The following is a 14,057-nucleotide window of genomic DNA, read 5'->3' as shown; positions in this document are numbered from 1 at the left end:
GCCCCTTCCTGTTCCGGCGCTTTGGCCTTGTTTCTTATGTGCGGCAGCTGCCTTCTTACGGCCTGCAGTGACAATGAACCGAATCCGACGAGCGAAATCGGCCCAGGTCCAAAGCTGCCGGAGCAGTCGCAATATCTCGTCCCACCGATGCATGTCGCTTCGGTCATCGGATGGAAGGAAGGCGAAACGCCGAAGGTCGCGGACGGGCTGCAGATCAAGGCGCTGGCAACGGATCTGAAGCATCCGCGCTCGGTCTATGTGCTGCCGAATGGTGATGTCCTGGCAGTCGAGTCCATTGCGCCTCCGGCTGCATCGATCAAGCGGCCCAAGGATCTTATCATGGGCTGGATCGAATCCATGGCGACCTCGGGCGGTGGTTCCAGCAACGAGGGCAGCAATCGCATTACGCTGCTGCGCGACGCCGATGGAGATGGTATCGCCGAGGTCAAGGACATCTTCCTCGACCATCTCAATTCGCCCTTTGGCGTGGCCCTCGTCGGCAACGATCTCTATGTCGCCGATACCGATGCCATCAGGCGTTATCCCTATCAGCAAGGCGAGACGAAGATCACCGAACCCGGCGTCGTGCTGACCGAGCTCCCCGGCGGGCCGATCGACCATCACTGGACCAAGAGCCTCGTCGCCAGCGAAGACGGCAACACGCTCTATGTCGGCGTTGGTTCGAACAGCAATATCACTGAAAATGGCATCGAGGCAGAGAAGAACCGCGCCGCCATTCTGCAGGTCGACCGCCAGACGGGCAGATTCAGGATATTTGCCGATGGGCTGCGCAATCCCAATGGCCTCAGTTGGGAGCCACAGACCCATATGCTCTGGACGGTCGTCAACGAAAGGGATGAACTTGGCCCCAATCTTGTTCCCGATTACATGACATCGGTCAGGGATGGCGGCTTCTATGGTTGGCCATACAGCTATTACGGCCAGAATATCGATCCGCGTGTCATGCCGCAGAGGCCAGATCTCGTGGCGAAGGCGATTGCCCCCGATTATTCACTGAGCTCGCATGTCGCACCGCTCGGCATGACCTTTTATACGGCTGACAACCTGCCGGCCGAATATCGAGGCGGTGCTTTCGTCGGCGAGCATGGAAGCTGGAACCGCCACGCATTCAATGGCTACAAGGTCGTTTTCGTGCCTTTCCAGAATGGTAAGCCGAGCGGCAATCCGCAGGACATCGTCACCGGCTTTCTTCAAGGGGAGGACCAGGCACATGGCAGGCCCGTCGGTCTTGCCGTCGACAGATCCGGCGGGCTGCTGATTGCCGATGATGTTGGCAACACCGTCTGGCGTGTGACTGCAGCAAAGTAGGTCGCCGAATATACCTTCTCTCTCGGGGGGCGGCCTTGCCGTTCACAAGGCCGGCGATATCCGAAAATGCCCTCGCGCATTTCGGCGGGACAGGAGGCAATACTGTCTTGCGAAGACGGTCCAGGGATATCGCAAGTCGTTCAACTGACATCTCGAAGCGGTGGTCGGTTGTGTCAAATTTAAATGCTGGCAAATAGACTGCCAGCTATGGTCCTGCCGCATGCATCGTCTTGCATGTCATGTCAGGGGCGCAAGTTTGGCACGTTCGATCAGTTATTCACCGGCTACCCGGTTTGATTCCGGGTGGGGTCAATCCAGCCATTCGTTTGAAAAGGCGAGGCTTGCAACGGAAATTGGCCGCCCTTCGGACCGGACCGTCAATGATATGATCGTTCTCTCTCCGGCTGGCAGTTCATCACGTGCGATATCCACCAGGATTCGTGCCATTTCCCTGACTACCTCAGCTCGCGACGCAAGTTCCGTTCCCTCATTGTCCCGGATCGGGCCGTCACCATTGTGAAGGTCAAAAAAATATCGGGCCATCTGCTCCCACCATCAGAATATTTCACCATGAAGTGCCGGCTCTCGAATTTGTTCCCTTTTTCTACCCTGTTGGAATATAATCTGTTTTCAGTCGCCGCCTTAGATAGCGGGAGCCGTTCGTGATCGAGCCGCTCCTTCTCAATCTTGAAAGTCACGATGTCCTCTCTGCTGCCGAAATCGAGCTCTTGCGCTCTATTTTCGGTCGCGAAAGATCCGTGGCCGCGGGCGAAGACCTCGTCTCCGAAGGAAGCCGACCCAATCATTCCACGCTGCTGCTCGACGGATTTGCCGCCAGGTACAAAGTTCTGGAGGACGGCACCCGGCAGATCACCGCGCTGCAAGTAGCCGGCGATTTCGTTGATCTTCATGCCTTTCCGCTGAAGGTCATGGACCACGGCATTCTCGCGATTTCGAATTGCCGTGTTGCATCGGTGGATCACCAGGAACTCAAGGCGATAACCGAGACCAATCCGCATCTGACAAGGCTGCTATGGCTTGATACGCTTGTCGACGGCGCGGTGCACCGCGAATGGATTGTTGCGATGGGCCGTCGCTCGAAGAAGGCGCATATCGCCCATCTTATCTGCGAGCTCTATGTTCGGTTGCGAACGGTACACAGGACGAATGGGCCGAGCTTTCAGCTGCCATTGACACAGAACGCCATGGCGGATGTTCTGGGCGTTTCCCTCGTCCATCTGAACAAGACGCTGCAATCGCTGCGGAAGGAGAAGGCCTTCACCTGGGAGGGCAGAGTGATTACCATCATCGACTGGGACAAGCTGCAGAAGATTGCCGGCTTTGACGCCGGCTATTTGTCACTCTCGATCGAAGCGCGGTAGAAATGTCTTTATTGACGACGTGTCAGGTCCAACATGGGAACGCATCATGATCAGCCGCCATATCAAACCTCGCGACGAAGCGTTGACGTCGGATGATCTCGCCACATGCCAGAAAGTGCTGGATATTGTGAAGGCCGAATTCGGGCTTGCTGATGACGATGAGGAAGTGAGCCGGTCGGCTGCCATCATCATCGAACTCTACCGCCAGGGCGTTCACGACGAGGAACAACTGAAGACGTTGGTCTTTGCGACGCGCGGCAAGATCTGAGCCGGCACGTCTTCGATGTGGATGGATAGATCTGGTTTGCCATCCGCCCAAATCCTACCTTTATGGCGCGACATAGGCGCCTGCTTTTGTGATTGAAGCCCGCAGGTGCTGTAGCCAACCCGCCCGCATCAGGAGGTCTTATGAGAAGTTTGATTTTAGCGGCTGCCCTCTTGCTCCCTACGGCTGCCTTTGCGCTGGACGCCGTAGAGGTCAACGCGCGCGACCATTCCTGCCGCGAGCTTGCACAAATTATCCAGCAGAAAAAGGCCGTGTTCGTTCGCATGGGCCTTGGAGGCCGGAGCTTCCGTTCCCCGCCGGCGCGATGCCAGTTGGGCGACAAATACAGCGTGGCCAGAGTGCGCGCAGCTAACGGGGAAATGTGCGTCCTCGACTACGAGTGCGTCTACGACCCGCAATCGTTCTACAACCGCATTCCCAAATAGTGCTTTTTATCGCTCTGCCGCTGCATCGTAGACGACCTGAAGCTCCATCTGTATCGCATCCATGAACAGGGCGGCCTGCCGCGAGAGTTCAGCATCGCTGCAGCCCTGTTCTCTCAGATTGGCTGCGAACCCGGCCATCTCCGTCCGCCAGAAGCGGTTGGCGGCCTCGCCGTGAAGGTTCTGAAGGGCCTCTGCACAGCGTCTGATATCGGCTGTGCGTCGGTCGGCGGGAAACTGCAGAAGCGGCATGCTATCTCCGTCATTGCTGGGCGAATCGCCAAGTGTCCCGCAGAATGGCTATGAGTTCTTCACAAGTGGTGAAGCCGATTGCGGAGACATGACTCCTCAGATACTGCTCGATTATCGCATGGCACCCGACATCACTGAAAATTGACAGGATGCAATCTGGCGGCAGTCGCGGCCACGCCAGGCTATGTTAGAGTTCTCGACATAACGCAGTGATGGGAAGTGATGATGCTGACGACACTTGCGATGCTCGCGAGCCTGTCCGGCGCTGCCGCCACGATCGCGCAATCAAGCCAAAACGAAGTCGACGTCGAGTTGGTGCTGGCCGTCGATACGTCGCGCTCGATGGACTATGAAGAGGTCCGCATCCAGCGCGAGGGCTATGTCGAGGCGCTGCGGCATAAGGAGTTCCTCGACGCTGTGAAAGGAGGGCTGACCGGGCGGATCGCCGTCAGCTATTTTGAATGGGCCGGGTATGTCGTGCCCGGTTCCGTTATCGACTGGCAGGTGATCGAGACGGAAAAGGATGCGATGGATTTTGCCGACAAACTGGAGGCGCGGCCGATTGCCACCCAGCGCCGCACATCCATATCCGCAGCGATCGTTCAAGGCGCAACGATGCTTGCGGCGAGCCCCTATAAGGGAAATCGTGAGGTGATCGACGTTTCCGGCGACGGTCCCAACAATTCCGGCGATCCCGTCACACCTGCACGCGATGCTGCTCTGAAGGCGGGCATCATCATCAATGGACTGGCCATAATGTTGCGGCCATCTGACGTGCCCGAAGGGCTCGACAAATATTACGGTGATTGCGTGATCGGCGGCCCCGGCTCCTTCGTTCTGCCGGTCCACAAGATCGAGGATTTCGCCATTGCCGTCCGCCGGAAGCTCGTCTGGGAAATAAGCGGACTCGAGCCGCCGGTACAGATCCGCAGAATTGCCATGAACCAGCCGACAACGGACTGCCTTGTTGGCGAAAAGCTTTGGCAGAATTTCTTCGATCGCTAGCCGCTCACTCCGCAGATCATCGCGACGCCTGCAGTTCTGTGGCCTGGTTCAGCCGCGGCAGAACCTCCCGTGCGATAGTCTCGAGATCTGTGAGAGCCTTGCGCCCATTGACCAGCAGGTTGAAAGCGACGTGGTGAACGCCGAGATTGCGCAGGGCTCGGAGTGCGGCGAGCAATCCTTCTGGTCCGGTTCGATATCCGAGTGCGATCTCGTCAACATGGTCTGATGAGGCATCCACAAGATCGAGGGCCATCGCCTGACCCATACCGCGGAATTCGGTGGTCGTGCGCTGCACCGCTCCATGCCACAGCGCTATCCGATCCTTCTGCGCGCTAAGGGGGCGGTGGTAGGTCATCCAGGCGCCGGCGTTTCTGGCGATCCATTCGAGCGATTGCGAGGACGAACCGACGGCCACCAGCGGCACGCGCCGCCCGCTGCGCGGGCGGATCTCGAACTGGTCCTCGCCGGTCCGTGAGCCAGCATGACCCTCAAGCGCATCGCTGAGTGCTGCCCAGTTGGATCGAAACAATTCGCGCCGGTCGTCGACATTGCGGTCGAATGCCGCAAATTCTGACGGACGGTCGCCGGAGCCAAGTCCGAGAACGAACCTGCCCGATGACAGCACTTCCATCGACAGGGCCGCTTTGGCGATATGAAGCGGATGACGCAAGGGCAGGACGATCGCACCGGTCGCTAACGCGATCGAGCGGGTAGATGCCGCCAGTGCACCAAGCAATACCCACGGATCGGAATGACCGACGGGATCCGGATAGGTGGGACTGTTCAAGGGGACGTCGCGGACCCAGATTGCGGAGAAGCCAAGTTCGTCGGCGCGACGGGCAAGCTCCAGCTGAAGGCCGAAGTCGATGTCGTGCCGTTCTCGCTCCTGCATGGGGAGTACGACACCAATTGTCAGCCGTGAATCTTCAAAGAGCATCGGTCATATCCAGCGCTACCTGCCTGCACTTGGGTAATGCTGACGAGCTTTGCAACAGGACGTGATGTTGCGGCTACCAGAGGGCGGCGGGTGCGTTTGCAAAAAACTGTTCGAGAGCGGAAGCGACCGCGGGGCCGATGGCCACGATCTCCTCATGAGCGGCGAAGACAAGCAGCCCCAGCATTGAAATCGCCGATCCGACTTCCAGGGCAGATATCGGGTTGGCCGGGAATACTGGAAGGCTGGTCGTTAGAGTGACAACAGATGGCCGGATCGCATTTTTTATATTGTCGTTTGCGGGATGGTGCAGGCGGAGAGGACGTGGGTATGCGAGGCGGGATTTACTGCATATTCCGGGGTAGGTTTCGCAGACTGAGCTAGACATCGATTTGCCCCTGAGCGGCTTTGAAGGATCGTGAGATCACGTGGGGTTTCGGCGGGCCTCCTTCAACTATACTCATGGATAGGAAACTGCCTCATAAGCAGCCAATGGGCTGCCTATCTATGCGTTTTATGCATGGGTGAGCTGTAGTCTGAACGCTACTCATTTTCGCGGCCCCATATTATATATGTCTCATCAAAGCGAACGAAGCGCCGATACCTGGCAGCTGTCGCTGGACCCACGGAAAGGGGATTGTAATGAGCATCGCACGCACCTTCAATAACTGGCGCAAGTATCGTCAAACGGTTGCTGAGCTTGGTCGTATGTCGAGCCGTGAACTGAACGACCTGGGTATCGCTCGTGGCGATATTCGTGACGTCGCACGCGCGGCTACTGGCCGCTAAGACCCAGTTTTCGATTGATGTCAAACGCGCTCGCCGGATGAAGGCGGGCGCGTTTTTGTATCATATAAGCTCTTCTTCTAACGCATAGCGCATGGCAGCTTTGCAAATATATGCCTAGAAGGCCGGCAGCGATCGGCCTATATTCAAACTCAACGAAGCGATGAAACTCCTCCCTCGTCGCTTTGTCCGAGACGCGGCTCACCTCCTCCCGAGCCAGCGTCTACGTGGCGGCATCCTCCTCCCGTCGCCACGCGTGATAAGGGCGTCTGCTGGATCTCCTCCCCCGGCAGACGCCTTATTGTTTTCGGGCGATAGCACACTCCCCAATAGTCTCAACAAGCTCAGTGCTTTGCAGGCATCATGCACGATCCGTGCAGTCGCAGGCTGCATTGCAGCAACTGGGGATGCACTCATTTTTTGGCTTGGAAGCGGCTGGCTCCTGGACCGATACTGGTGGTTGTCGATCACGTCCTGTCAGTTGGAGGGACATCCTTTGGCGGTTGCCGCGACGGGCGACCGGGTGCGATCGGATCGCTTGCCGGGAATGTTTCCTCGAGCGATTCCTCGAGATATTCGTCCTGCTCCTGTGCGGATGTATCTGTCCTGTTATGCTTGTTGGCAGTTTCGACAGGTCTGATCATTTCAATCCCCTTGATGCGTAATCTCACCAACTTAGCAAGCCTGGCGGTAGGTCGGCACTAAACTGTCGGATAGGGGCGAGCTGTAATGTGCTTCGGATCAGCGATTCCGGAAGACTGTGCAGGCAACACCGGCCGAGCGGATCGTGCTGCAAAGCTTGGTCGCTTCGGCTCGTGTCTCCCGACCGATTCTCGCGGCATAGCGTGGACGATAGCCGAAGTTTCCGCCCCTCTGGCGCACGATCAGGGCGCGTTCGGCGTTCAGCGGTTCCGGAAGCTTTGCCAGCGATATGGTGAAGAGCCGGTCAGCCACGGACGGGTTGTAATGGGCGGCAAGCTGTACGCCCCATGGCGCCCAGTCGGCCGATCCCGTCAGGACCGGCTCGTTCATCTGCCGCGTCTCGGCAAGCGCCACACATGCCTCGCGGAACGCCATCCCGTCGCGCAGCTCAGGCGCAGCGGCCTCCGGAGGGCTGTCCCGCCAGGTCTCGACGGTCTGTCCGGTAATTGCGAACACATAGTCGCGGGTCTCGATCGGCAGGCGGCCGGAGGAAAGAAACCGGCTGAGGCCGGATTCTCCGGCATTGTAGGCGGCAGCGGCAAGTCCGAGATTGCCGAAACGAAGCCTGAGTTCGTCAAGGTAGGCGGATGACGCTTTGAGCGCCTGGACGACATCGAAGCTGTTTTCCAGCGCTCGCATTCGGGCTGTGCCGGGCATGAATTGCGCGATGCCCTCGGCACCCTTCGGACTAACCGCTTCCGGGCGGAACAGGCTTTCGCGCCAGATCAACCGGGCAAAGAAGGCAGGCGGAATGTTATGGGTTGCTGCGAAACGGTCCATGACGGCGCAGAGATCGGCATTAAAGTGATCTTTTCGAATGCAGAGCGTCTGCCCGTCCTCGGCGTTGCCCCGGTAAAGGCAAGCCGGTTCGGGAACGGATGGCTCGGCCGCGCTGACCGCGGACGCCATGATAACCCACACGGCAGAAACCAGCGCCGTTGCCGTCAGGCCTATGCCCATCTCATCATCGCCAAACCTTGCCTGACAGCATCGTCGCGGTTTTCGGGCGAGACGGCAAGCTTCCTTTGTCAGCCCGCAGCCTTGGCCACGGGCGACGGGTTTCAGTGCACGACCGTCAAGATCGCAATGCCGGCTTCAGCCGCCGCACGGCGAATGGCGTCCTGCAGTTCACCGACATCGATCTGTCCCGTGATCGCATCGACGCAGGCCTTGACGGCCACGACATATTCCTCACCGTCCTCGGACGGCCAGTCCGCTATCAAAACCTCAGCAGCGTCTCTCAAAGTTCTGAGGACCCTGTATTTTTCCCGGCCACCCAGCATCAGCACCAGTGGGGGAAAGCGTTCGTATGTGTTCCATTCCATTACACTTGGTCTCCCCAACGTAAGGATATTGGTAACGTTGCAAGAACCATACCGATCGCGTGTGAAAATCGTGCATCCGAGAGATTTAGGGTTGTGGGTCGAATCTGACGTGTGGATCATGCAAAAATGGAGCGTGAAACTCAAGTTTTTATTGCGTCCCGTTTTTGCCTTCGCTAAACAGGGATCGTTATTGGCCGAAGATGATCCGGCCACGTAAGCGTTAACGTCACTCAACGCGTATGATCGAACGACTTTGCGGCTTCGATCTGCGCGACTGTGTCCTGCGGATCGTTTCCCGAAGCCCCGGAAGGACACAATGGATAGCAACCAATCCACACACCACCCGTTTCCAGCACCTGCTATCGAGCGGGTGCGCCATGAATTGCGCCGCCGTTCGCTGATTGTCGAGAGCGTGGCCGATATCACGCCCGGCATGCGGCGCATCGTGCTGAAAGGCGATGATCTTGCCGATTTCACCAGCCTTGCACCTGATGATCACATCAAGATCATCGTGCCCGGCGTCCACGGCACCGAGGAACGTCGGGACTACACGCCGCGCAGCTATGATAACGCCGCCCGCAGCCTGACAATCGACTTCGCCCTGCACGAGGCGGGTCCGGCCACGCAATGGGCGATCGAGGCCCAGCCCGGCACGCCTCTTGAGATCGGTGGCCCGCGCGGCTCTGCCGTGGTTGCCGGCAGCGTGAAGAGATGGTTTCTGATCGGCGATGAGACGGCGCTGCCCGCCATCGGCCGGAGGATCGAAGAGAGCGGTGCCGACACAACCGTAACGGCAATCGCCGCGGTCGCAGATTCCGGAGAACAGCAATCCTTCCAGACATCAGCGGCACTCACGATCCGCTGGATTTACCGTCCTCTTTCCGATGCAACGAATGCCGAACCGCTGATTGCTGCTCTGGCCGGGATCGACATCCTTCCCCAGACATTCGTCTGGATTGCAGCAGAGGCGTCGGTGGTGCGGGCAATCCGTGCTTATCTCGTGGAAGAACGCGGCTATCCGCTGAGCTGGATCAAGGCCTCAGGTTACTGGGTCATGGGCAAGGCCGATACGACCGAAAAGTTCTGATAGCCGAGAAAATCCTCGGCTTCGCCATAACGCTCCTGCCAGTCGGTCGGAGCGGCCTGGCAAGACCCTCATTTGAACTCTGCGGTGGAACCTCGAACGAATGCCGGTGTTTTCTGAAAAAGGAGATGCGTCATGGGCACGAAGGACACCAACGCCAAAGCCGAACAACGCCGTCCGAGGGATGTCGGACCGATTGCGGAAACTCCGGATCGTGCAGACAGGGAGTCCATTGCCCCGCTGACGATCCAGCCGCCAGGCGCAAGGGATGAAAGCGAGCGGCCGATCGTCGATCCGATCACCGGCGTTGCTCACTGACGAGAAGACGCCGGAGCGGTTGGAGGTAACAGAATGGCTAGGGACAAAGAAGAAGCAATTCGGCAGCGCGCCTACGAGATTTGGGAGCAGGAGGGCCGACCGGAAGGAGCGGCACTTCGGCATTGGCTGCAGGCATCCGACGAATTCAGCGACGATGACGAACACGAGACGATGCAGGAATTGATCGATGAGGACGATCGCGACGATGCTGCTTTGCTCCAAGGCGCCGGTGAGAGCGGAGACATTCATACGCGCCGCTAGTCGCGCATAGGTAGATTACTTCTCGGTTCGCTCCAGTAGAATTCGCGCTTCCTCGAAGCGGCGCTTTCGATCGGCATCATCTTCACTCGGCGAATAACAGGTATTCGACACGCAGAACCGCGCGAGATGATGCGGCTTGTCGGCTTTGTCGAATTCGCACTCGAACTCGTCGGTCATCTCTCCCGGTGCGGTCCCCGGTCGCGTCGAATAGGTCATGCGGACGCCCGGTGGCTTGAGTTCCGGGAAAGATTGAACGGTGCCGATCAAAAGCTGATCGCTCATGAAGAAGCCTTTTGCGACTGACTGACATGTCGCCTCCAGATCCGGAGATTGCGCGAAGGCTGCCGCTGGAAACAGGATAATGCCGAATAATACTAGATGTTTACGCAAGCGCGTCTCCTCATGGTACCGTTCTGAGGGAGGTAGCGCCGATACGGCAAAAACAAGTGGGGCCATCAGGCGGCGCCAGAAAAATCTTCCGACAGCAGGCCGAGCAATTCACCGCGGTCGCGCACACCGAATTCGAACCAGTCGACCAGCGCTTTCGCCTTTGCCATTCCGAGATTGCTGCTACGGCCGCAACGCGCGGCCGCACACCATTCCTGGTGAATGCCGTCGAGAAAATTCATCGTCTCCGACGTCAGGACTTCTTTCGGCCAAACCGTTCGCGTCATTGCCTTGCTCCCTGGTGCGGGCACACACTAGATGACCTATGGTTGAGGGCAATGGCGAGAATGCAACACTGACGGATTAGTTGTCGTTGGCCCGTGCGCCGTCGCGCAACAGAAAAGCGGCAGGCGCTGAGGCCTGCCGCTTATCGTAACGCGTTCTCCGTAAGAGGGTATCAGGCTTCCAGCCATTTCACCTGTTCGGGCGTCAGCTTGATGTCCAACGCCGAAAGGCTGTCTTCCAGTTCTGCGATCGTGCGCGGCCCGATCAGCGGAATGACCGGGAAGGGTTTGGCGATGACATAGGCAAGTGCGATATGGATCGGATGCCGGCCAAGCTCCTTGGCAAGCGCGATCGCGCGGTCACGCCGTTCGAAATTGCGATCCGAATACCAGCAGCGCACGATCTCCTCGTCGTCACGCTTGTCGCGGCCGGCCCGGTCGGTGAAGAAACCGCGGCCCTGGCTCGACCAGGCAAAGTTCGGGATCTGCTTTTCGTTCAGCCAATTTTTCCACTCGTCATCGGAAGCGGCAACGCAGCCGGCCCAGATCGGATCGAGCATTTCGGCAAGCGAGAAGTTGTTGGAAAGGGCGGCGGGCGCTGCCTTGCCGTTCTTTCTCGCATAGGCAATCGCTTCGTCGAAACGCTCGCGCGTCCAGTTCGAGCCGCCGAAGATGCCGCGGATGCGGCCGCGCTTGACCTCGGCATCCATGGCATCGACGAATTCACCGACAGGTACATCGGTATTGTCGCGATGCATGAAGTAGATATCGACATAATCGGTCTTCAGGCGGTTGAGAGACTGGTCGAGCTGCTTGCTGATGACATCAGGATAGCAGAGCGGCGAATGGGCGCCCTTGCCGATTAGCACGATCTCCTCGCGTGGTACCTGCCGGCTTGTATGCCAGTCGCCAAAAATGCTCTCCGTCTTGCCGCCGCCATAGACGAAGGCCGTATCGAAGACATTGCCACCGGCTTCATAAAAGGTGTCGAGCGTCAGGGAGGCGGCTGCGAAACTCGGGAAGAATTCGAAACCGAGGGTGACGACCGAAGCGGGCTTGGAAATGCCGGGGATCTGGCGCTGCGGAATGGAGTTGCCGCGCCGGACGGCGTCGCCGGCAATGTTCACGGTGCGCTTGGCGGCTTTCTCGACACCATATTCGAGGCCAACCGAAGCGCGCCATTGGTCGAGCACCTTCAGATTGTTGATCGAGTCCGCCCAGCTCATGCCGGGTGAGCGGAATTCCTTCTCGCCGGCGCGGATCGCGTCACCGGCAGCATCCGCTTCGAAGGAGTAAAGCCAGCGGTCTTCCTTGACTTCGATTGTTTCCTGCTCGCCATTCTTGAAGATCTCGATCTTGCCGACCCCGCCCTTGTGACCGGAGGCGAACCAGAAATCCTTCACCTCGATACGGCCCTGCGAGCCAATGATGCGCAGCACATTGTCCTGCTGCGCCATGATCGAGCATGAGACCTCGGCTATGATTTCGTTGGGGAATTTGAGTACGGCCGACGCCCATTCATCGACACCGGACTGGCCGAGATGGGCCACACCCGAAACCTTTTCCGGATCGAGGAAGGGTTTGTCCGCCGCCGCACCCGCGATCAGCCGGGCCATGGAAACGGGATAGCCCCCGACATCCAGAATGCCGCCGCCAGCCGTTTCATTGGCAAACAGGCGGTGTTCCGGCCTGTATGTCCCCATGCTGAAGCCGAAGCTCGAGCGGATGATGCGGATTTCGCCGATCACGCCGCTCTTGACAAGTTCTACCAGCTTTTCGGTCTGCGGATGGACGCGATACATGAAGGCTTCACCGGCAAAGACGCCGGCCTTTTTCGCCTCATAGTAGATCGCCTCGGCATCATAGGCTGAGAGAGCGATCGGCTTTTCGACCAGCACATGCTTGCCGGCGCGGATCGCCTTGATGGCCCATTCGGCGTGGCCGGTATGCGGCGTGGCGATATAGATCGCGTCGACTTCGTTGTCCCCTAGCAGTGCTTCGTAACCATTGACGATACGCGCGCCAGGAAAGCCGTCGGCGAGGCCCGGCTTATCGGGGTTGCGGGTCGCGATGGCCACCAGCTTGCCGGTGCGTGAATGCGCGACGCCATCGGCAAAGGTGCGGGCGATAGTGCCGGGGCCGATAATGCCCCAGCGGATCGGATTATCTGAAGTCATGACTATCCTCTTTCGTATTTCAGTCTTGGGATCACGTTATCGAAGCCGCTTGCCGGCGGTATCGAACAGGAAGGTGCGGGCGGCGGACAGCGACACCGTCAGCCGCTCGGTCTTGCCGAGGTTGCGGGATTCTGGCTGTTCTATGATGAGCTGGTCGCCGCCGAAATTTGCGTAGATGTAGCTGGTGTTGCCGAGGTGCTCGGCGACATCGACGGCAACCGTCAGATCCGATTCGCCCCGAGCTGCCTCACCGAAATGCTCCGGCCGAATGCCGAGTGTGACTGAAGTCCCCGATGTGATGGACGGGTCGTGCAAGGGTACCTCGAGGCGCACCATTCTGTCGTCTGCAAGCACGACTGTCGCCTTGCCTGCCTGTATCTCGGCGACCTCGGCCTTGAGGAAATTCATTTTCGGCGAGCCGACGAAGCCGGCGACGAACTGGTTAGCCGGATCGTCATAGAGATCGAGCGGCGCGCCGATCTGTTCGATATTGCCGGCGCGCAGAACGACAATCTTGTCGGCGAGCGTCATTGCCTCCGTCTGGTCGTGTGTCACATAGATCATCGTCGTGCCGAGCTGCTTGTGCAGCCTGGAGATCTCGACGCGCATCTGCACCCGCAGTTCCGCGTCGAGGTTCGATAACGGCTCGTCGAACAGGAAGACCTGTGGTTCGCGCACGATGGCCCGGCCGATCGCCACGCGCTGCCGCTGGCCGCCGGATAGCTGCTTCGGCCGGCGCTTCATCAGTTCAGTAATCTGCAGGATCTCTGCGACATGGCGCACACGCCGTTCGGTATCTGCCTTCGGATTGCCATTCATACGCAGGCCGAAGCTCAGGTTCTCCTCGACGGTCAGATGCGGATAGAGCGCGTAGGATTGGAAGACCATGGCGATGCCACGGTCGGCCGGCTCGACGTCGTTGACAACACGGCCGCCGATCTTCAGTTCACCGCCGGTAATATCCTCAAGGCCGGCGATCATGCGCAAGAGCGTGGACTTGCCACAGCCGGAGGGGCCGACGAAGACGACGAACTCGCCGTCCTTCACGGCGAGGTCGGCGCCGTGAATGATTTCAAGCGCGCCGTAGCGCTTGACGATATTGTTGAGTGAAAGCTCTGCCATA

Annotated in this window: 17 protein-coding genes and 1 pseudogene; 9 read left to right on the top strand and 9 right to left on the bottom strand. The window is 58.7% G+C overall.

What is annotated here, in order from left to right; genetic code table 11:
• Window positions 1-36 precede the first annotated feature (36 nt).
• A complete protein-coding gene (locus FHT93_RS27270) occupies window positions 37-1,329 on the top strand; it encodes a PQQ-dependent sugar dehydrogenase (RefSeq protein ID WP_246781752.1) in 1,293 nt (430 codons plus the stop codon).
• A 309-nt stretch (window positions 1,330-1,638) separates the two neighbouring features.
• On the opposite strand, the gene FHT93_RS35720 is transcribed toward FHT93_RS27270, so the two are convergent.
• Window positions 1,639-1,872, bottom strand: a complete 234-nt coding sequence (locus tag FHT93_RS35720; protein WP_112970285.1) for a hypothetical protein — start codon at window positions 1,870-1,872, stop codon at window positions 1,639-1,641.
• Between the two features lie 119 nt (window positions 1,873-1,991).
• Here FHT93_RS35720 and FHT93_RS27265 point away from each other — a divergent pair, with 119 nt between their 5' ends.
• From FHT93_RS27265 to FHT93_RS27255, 3 genes are all read left to right on the top strand, one after another.
• The gene (locus tag FHT93_RS27265; RefSeq protein WP_112545291.1) at window positions 1,992-2,711 is read left to right on the top strand and encodes a Crp/Fnr family transcriptional regulator; all 720 of its coding nucleotides are present in this window, start codon (window positions 1,992-1,994) and stop codon (window positions 2,709-2,711) included.
• A gap of 46 nt (window positions 2,712-2,757) precedes the next feature.
• Window positions 2,758-2,979, top strand: a complete 222-nt coding sequence (locus FHT93_RS27260) for a hypothetical protein (protein WP_112545292.1) — start codon at window positions 2,758-2,760, stop codon at window positions 2,977-2,979.
• A 140-nt stretch (window positions 2,980-3,119) separates the two neighbouring features.
• Window positions 3,120-3,422, top strand: coding sequence for a hypothetical protein (locus FHT93_RS27255; RefSeq protein ID WP_112545293.1), 303 nt, complete (start codon window positions 3,120-3,122; stop codon window positions 3,420-3,422).
• Between the two features lie 6 nt (window positions 3,423-3,428).
• Here the strand turns inward: FHT93_RS27255 and FHT93_RS27250 are convergent, their stop codons facing one another.
• Window positions 3,429-3,671: a DUF6074 family protein gene (locus FHT93_RS27250; RefSeq protein WP_183850371.1), complete on the bottom strand. Its 243-nt coding sequence runs from the start codon at window positions 3,669-3,671 to the stop codon at window positions 3,429-3,431.
• A gap of 225 nt (window positions 3,672-3,896) precedes the next feature.
• Between FHT93_RS27250 and FHT93_RS27245 the strand changes: the two genes are divergently transcribed.
• Entirely contained in the window at window positions 3,897-4,676 is a 780-nt protein-coding gene (locus tag FHT93_RS27245; RefSeq protein WP_113114325.1) for a DUF1194 domain-containing protein, read from the top strand.
• A gap of 16 nt (window positions 4,677-4,692) precedes the next feature.
• Here the strand turns inward: FHT93_RS27245 and FHT93_RS27240 are convergent, their stop codons facing one another.
• Complete coding sequence (locus FHT93_RS27240; RefSeq protein ID WP_113210360.1) at window positions 4,693-5,613, bottom strand: TIGR03571 family LLM class oxidoreductase; 921 nt, start codon at window positions 5,611-5,613, stop codon at window positions 4,693-4,695.
• Between the two features lie 639 nt (window positions 5,614-6,252).
• On the opposite strand from FHT93_RS27240, the gene FHT93_RS27235 reads away from it, so the two are divergent.
• Window positions 6,253-6,399 carry a DUF1127 domain-containing protein gene (locus FHT93_RS27235; protein ID WP_112545296.1) on the top strand — a complete coding sequence of 49 codons (147 nt, stop codon included), beginning with the start codon at window positions 6,253-6,255 and terminating at the stop codon, window positions 6,397-6,399.
• 738 nt (window positions 6,400-7,137) lie between these two features.
• Here the strand turns inward: FHT93_RS27235 and FHT93_RS27230 are convergent.
• Together FHT93_RS27230 and FHT93_RS27225 are read right to left on the bottom strand one after the other, a co-directional pair.
• Window positions 7,138-8,058, bottom strand: a complete 921-nt coding sequence (locus tag FHT93_RS27230) for a lytic transglycosylase domain-containing protein (RefSeq protein ID WP_113114323.1) — start codon at window positions 8,056-8,058, stop codon at window positions 7,138-7,140.
• 101 nt (window positions 8,059-8,159) lie between these two features.
• Window positions 8,160-8,423 carry a DUF982 domain-containing protein gene (locus FHT93_RS27225; RefSeq protein ID WP_112545298.1) on the bottom strand — a complete coding sequence of 88 codons (264 nt, stop codon included), beginning with the start codon at window positions 8,421-8,423 and terminating at the stop codon, window positions 8,160-8,162.
• 316 nt (window positions 8,424-8,739) lie between these two features.
• Here FHT93_RS27225 and FHT93_RS27220 point away from each other — a divergent pair, with 316 nt between their 5' ends.
• The 3 genes and pseudogenes from FHT93_RS27220 to FHT93_RS27210 all read left to right on the top strand — a co-directional run.
• Window positions 8,740-9,510: a siderophore-interacting protein gene (locus tag FHT93_RS27220; protein ID WP_183850369.1), complete on the top strand. Its 771-nt coding sequence runs from the start codon at window positions 8,740-8,742 to the stop codon at window positions 9,508-9,510.
• 132 nt (window positions 9,511-9,642) lie between these two features.
• Window positions 9,643-9,825: a hypothetical protein gene (locus tag FHT93_RS27215; RefSeq protein ID WP_183850367.1), complete on the top strand. Its 183-nt coding sequence runs from the start codon at window positions 9,643-9,645 to the stop codon at window positions 9,823-9,825.
• 33 nt (window positions 9,826-9,858) lie between these two features.
• Window positions 9,859-10,068: pseudogene (locus FHT93_RS27210) on the top strand (DUF2934 domain-containing protein); the annotation flags it as partial.
• A 33-nt stretch (window positions 10,069-10,101) separates the two neighbouring features.
• Here the strand turns inward: FHT93_RS27210 and FHT93_RS27205 are convergent.
• The 4 genes from FHT93_RS27205 to ugpC all read right to left on the bottom strand — a co-directional run bounded on the left by FHT93_RS27205 (window position 10,102) and on the right by ugpC (window position 14,056).
• Window positions 10,102-10,476 (bottom strand): hypothetical protein, encoded by a 375-nt coding sequence (locus FHT93_RS27205; RefSeq protein ID WP_112545301.1) that lies wholly within the window; start codon window positions 10,474-10,476, stop codon window positions 10,102-10,104.
• Window positions 10,477-10,541: 65 nt separating this feature from the next.
• Window positions 10,542-10,760, bottom strand: a complete 219-nt coding sequence (locus tag FHT93_RS27200) for a hypothetical protein (RefSeq protein ID WP_112970293.1) — start codon at window positions 10,758-10,760, stop codon at window positions 10,542-10,544.
• Between the two features lie 170 nt (window positions 10,761-10,930).
• On the bottom strand, window positions 10,931-12,934 hold the full coding sequence (locus FHT93_RS27195) for an aldo/keto reductase (protein WP_183850365.1): 2,004 nt from the start codon (window positions 12,932-12,934) through the stop codon (window positions 10,931-10,933).
• Between the two features lie 36 nt (window positions 12,935-12,970).
• Complete coding sequence (gene ugpC, locus FHT93_RS27190) at window positions 12,971-14,056, bottom strand: sn-glycerol-3-phosphate ABC transporter ATP-binding protein UgpC (protein ID WP_183850364.1); 1,086 nt, start codon at window positions 14,054-14,056, stop codon at window positions 12,971-12,973.
• Between the last annotated feature and the right edge of the window lies 1 nt (window position 14,057).

This window comes from Rhizobium sp. BK379, from assembly GCF_014193955.1.
GTDB lineage: Bacteria > Pseudomonadota > Alphaproteobacteria > Rhizobiales > Rhizobiaceae > Rhizobium.
This window is presented reverse-complemented; position numbering and strand designations above follow the sequence as displayed.

Bases quoted from the DNA above. Each gene is read 5' to 3' on its own strand.
- FHT93_RS27220 (WP_183850369.1), top strand. From the start codon at position 8,740: ATGGATAGCAACCAATCCACACACCACCCGTTTCCAGCACCTGCTATC.
- FHT93_RS27235 (WP_112545296.1), top strand. From the start codon at position 6,253: ATGAGCATCGCACGCACCTTCAATAACTGGCGCAAGTATCGTCAAACG.
- ugpC (WP_183850364.1), bottom strand. From the start codon at position 14,056: ATGGCAGAGCTTTCACTCAACAATATCGTCAAGCGCTACGGCGCGCTT.
- FHT93_RS27255 (WP_112545293.1), top strand. From the start codon at position 3,120: ATGAGAAGTTTGATTTTAGCGGCTGCCCTCTTGCTCCCTACGGCTGCC.
- FHT93_RS27215 (WP_183850367.1), top strand. From the start codon at position 9,643: ATGGGCACGAAGGACACCAACGCCAAAGCCGAACAACGCCGTCCGAGG.
- FHT93_RS27260 (WP_112545292.1), top strand. From the start codon at position 2,758: ATGATCAGCCGCCATATCAAACCTCGCGACGAAGCGTTGACGTCGGAT.
- FHT93_RS27200 (WP_112970293.1), bottom strand. From the start codon at position 10,760: ATGACGCGAACGGTTTGGCCGAAAGAAGTCCTGACGTCGGAGACGATG.
- FHT93_RS27195 (WP_183850365.1), bottom strand. From the start codon at position 12,934: ATGACTTCAGATAATCCGATCCGCTGGGGCATTATCGGCCCCGGCACT.
- FHT93_RS27250 (WP_183850371.1), bottom strand. From the start codon at position 3,671: ATGCCGCTTCTGCAGTTTCCCGCCGACCGACGCACAGCCGATATCAGA.
- FHT93_RS27240 (WP_113210360.1), bottom strand. From the start codon at position 5,613: ATGCTCTTTGAAGATTCACGGCTGACAATTGGTGTCGTACTCCCCATG.
- FHT93_RS27230 (WP_113114323.1), bottom strand. From the start codon at position 8,058: ATGGGCATAGGCCTGACGGCAACGGCGCTGGTTTCTGCCGTGTGGGTT.
- FHT93_RS27245 (WP_113114325.1), top strand. From the start codon at position 3,897: ATGCTGACGACACTTGCGATGCTCGCGAGCCTGTCCGGCGCTGCCGCC.
- FHT93_RS27270 (WP_246781752.1), top strand. From the start codon at position 37: ATGTGCGGCAGCTGCCTTCTTACGGCCTGCAGTGACAATGAACCGAAT.
- FHT93_RS27225 (WP_112545298.1), bottom strand. From the start codon at position 8,423: ATGGAATGGAACACATACGAACGCTTTCCCCCACTGGTGCTGATGCTG.
- FHT93_RS35720 (WP_112970285.1), bottom strand. From the start codon at position 1,872: ATGGCCCGATATTTTTTTGACCTTCACAATGGTGACGGCCCGATCCGG.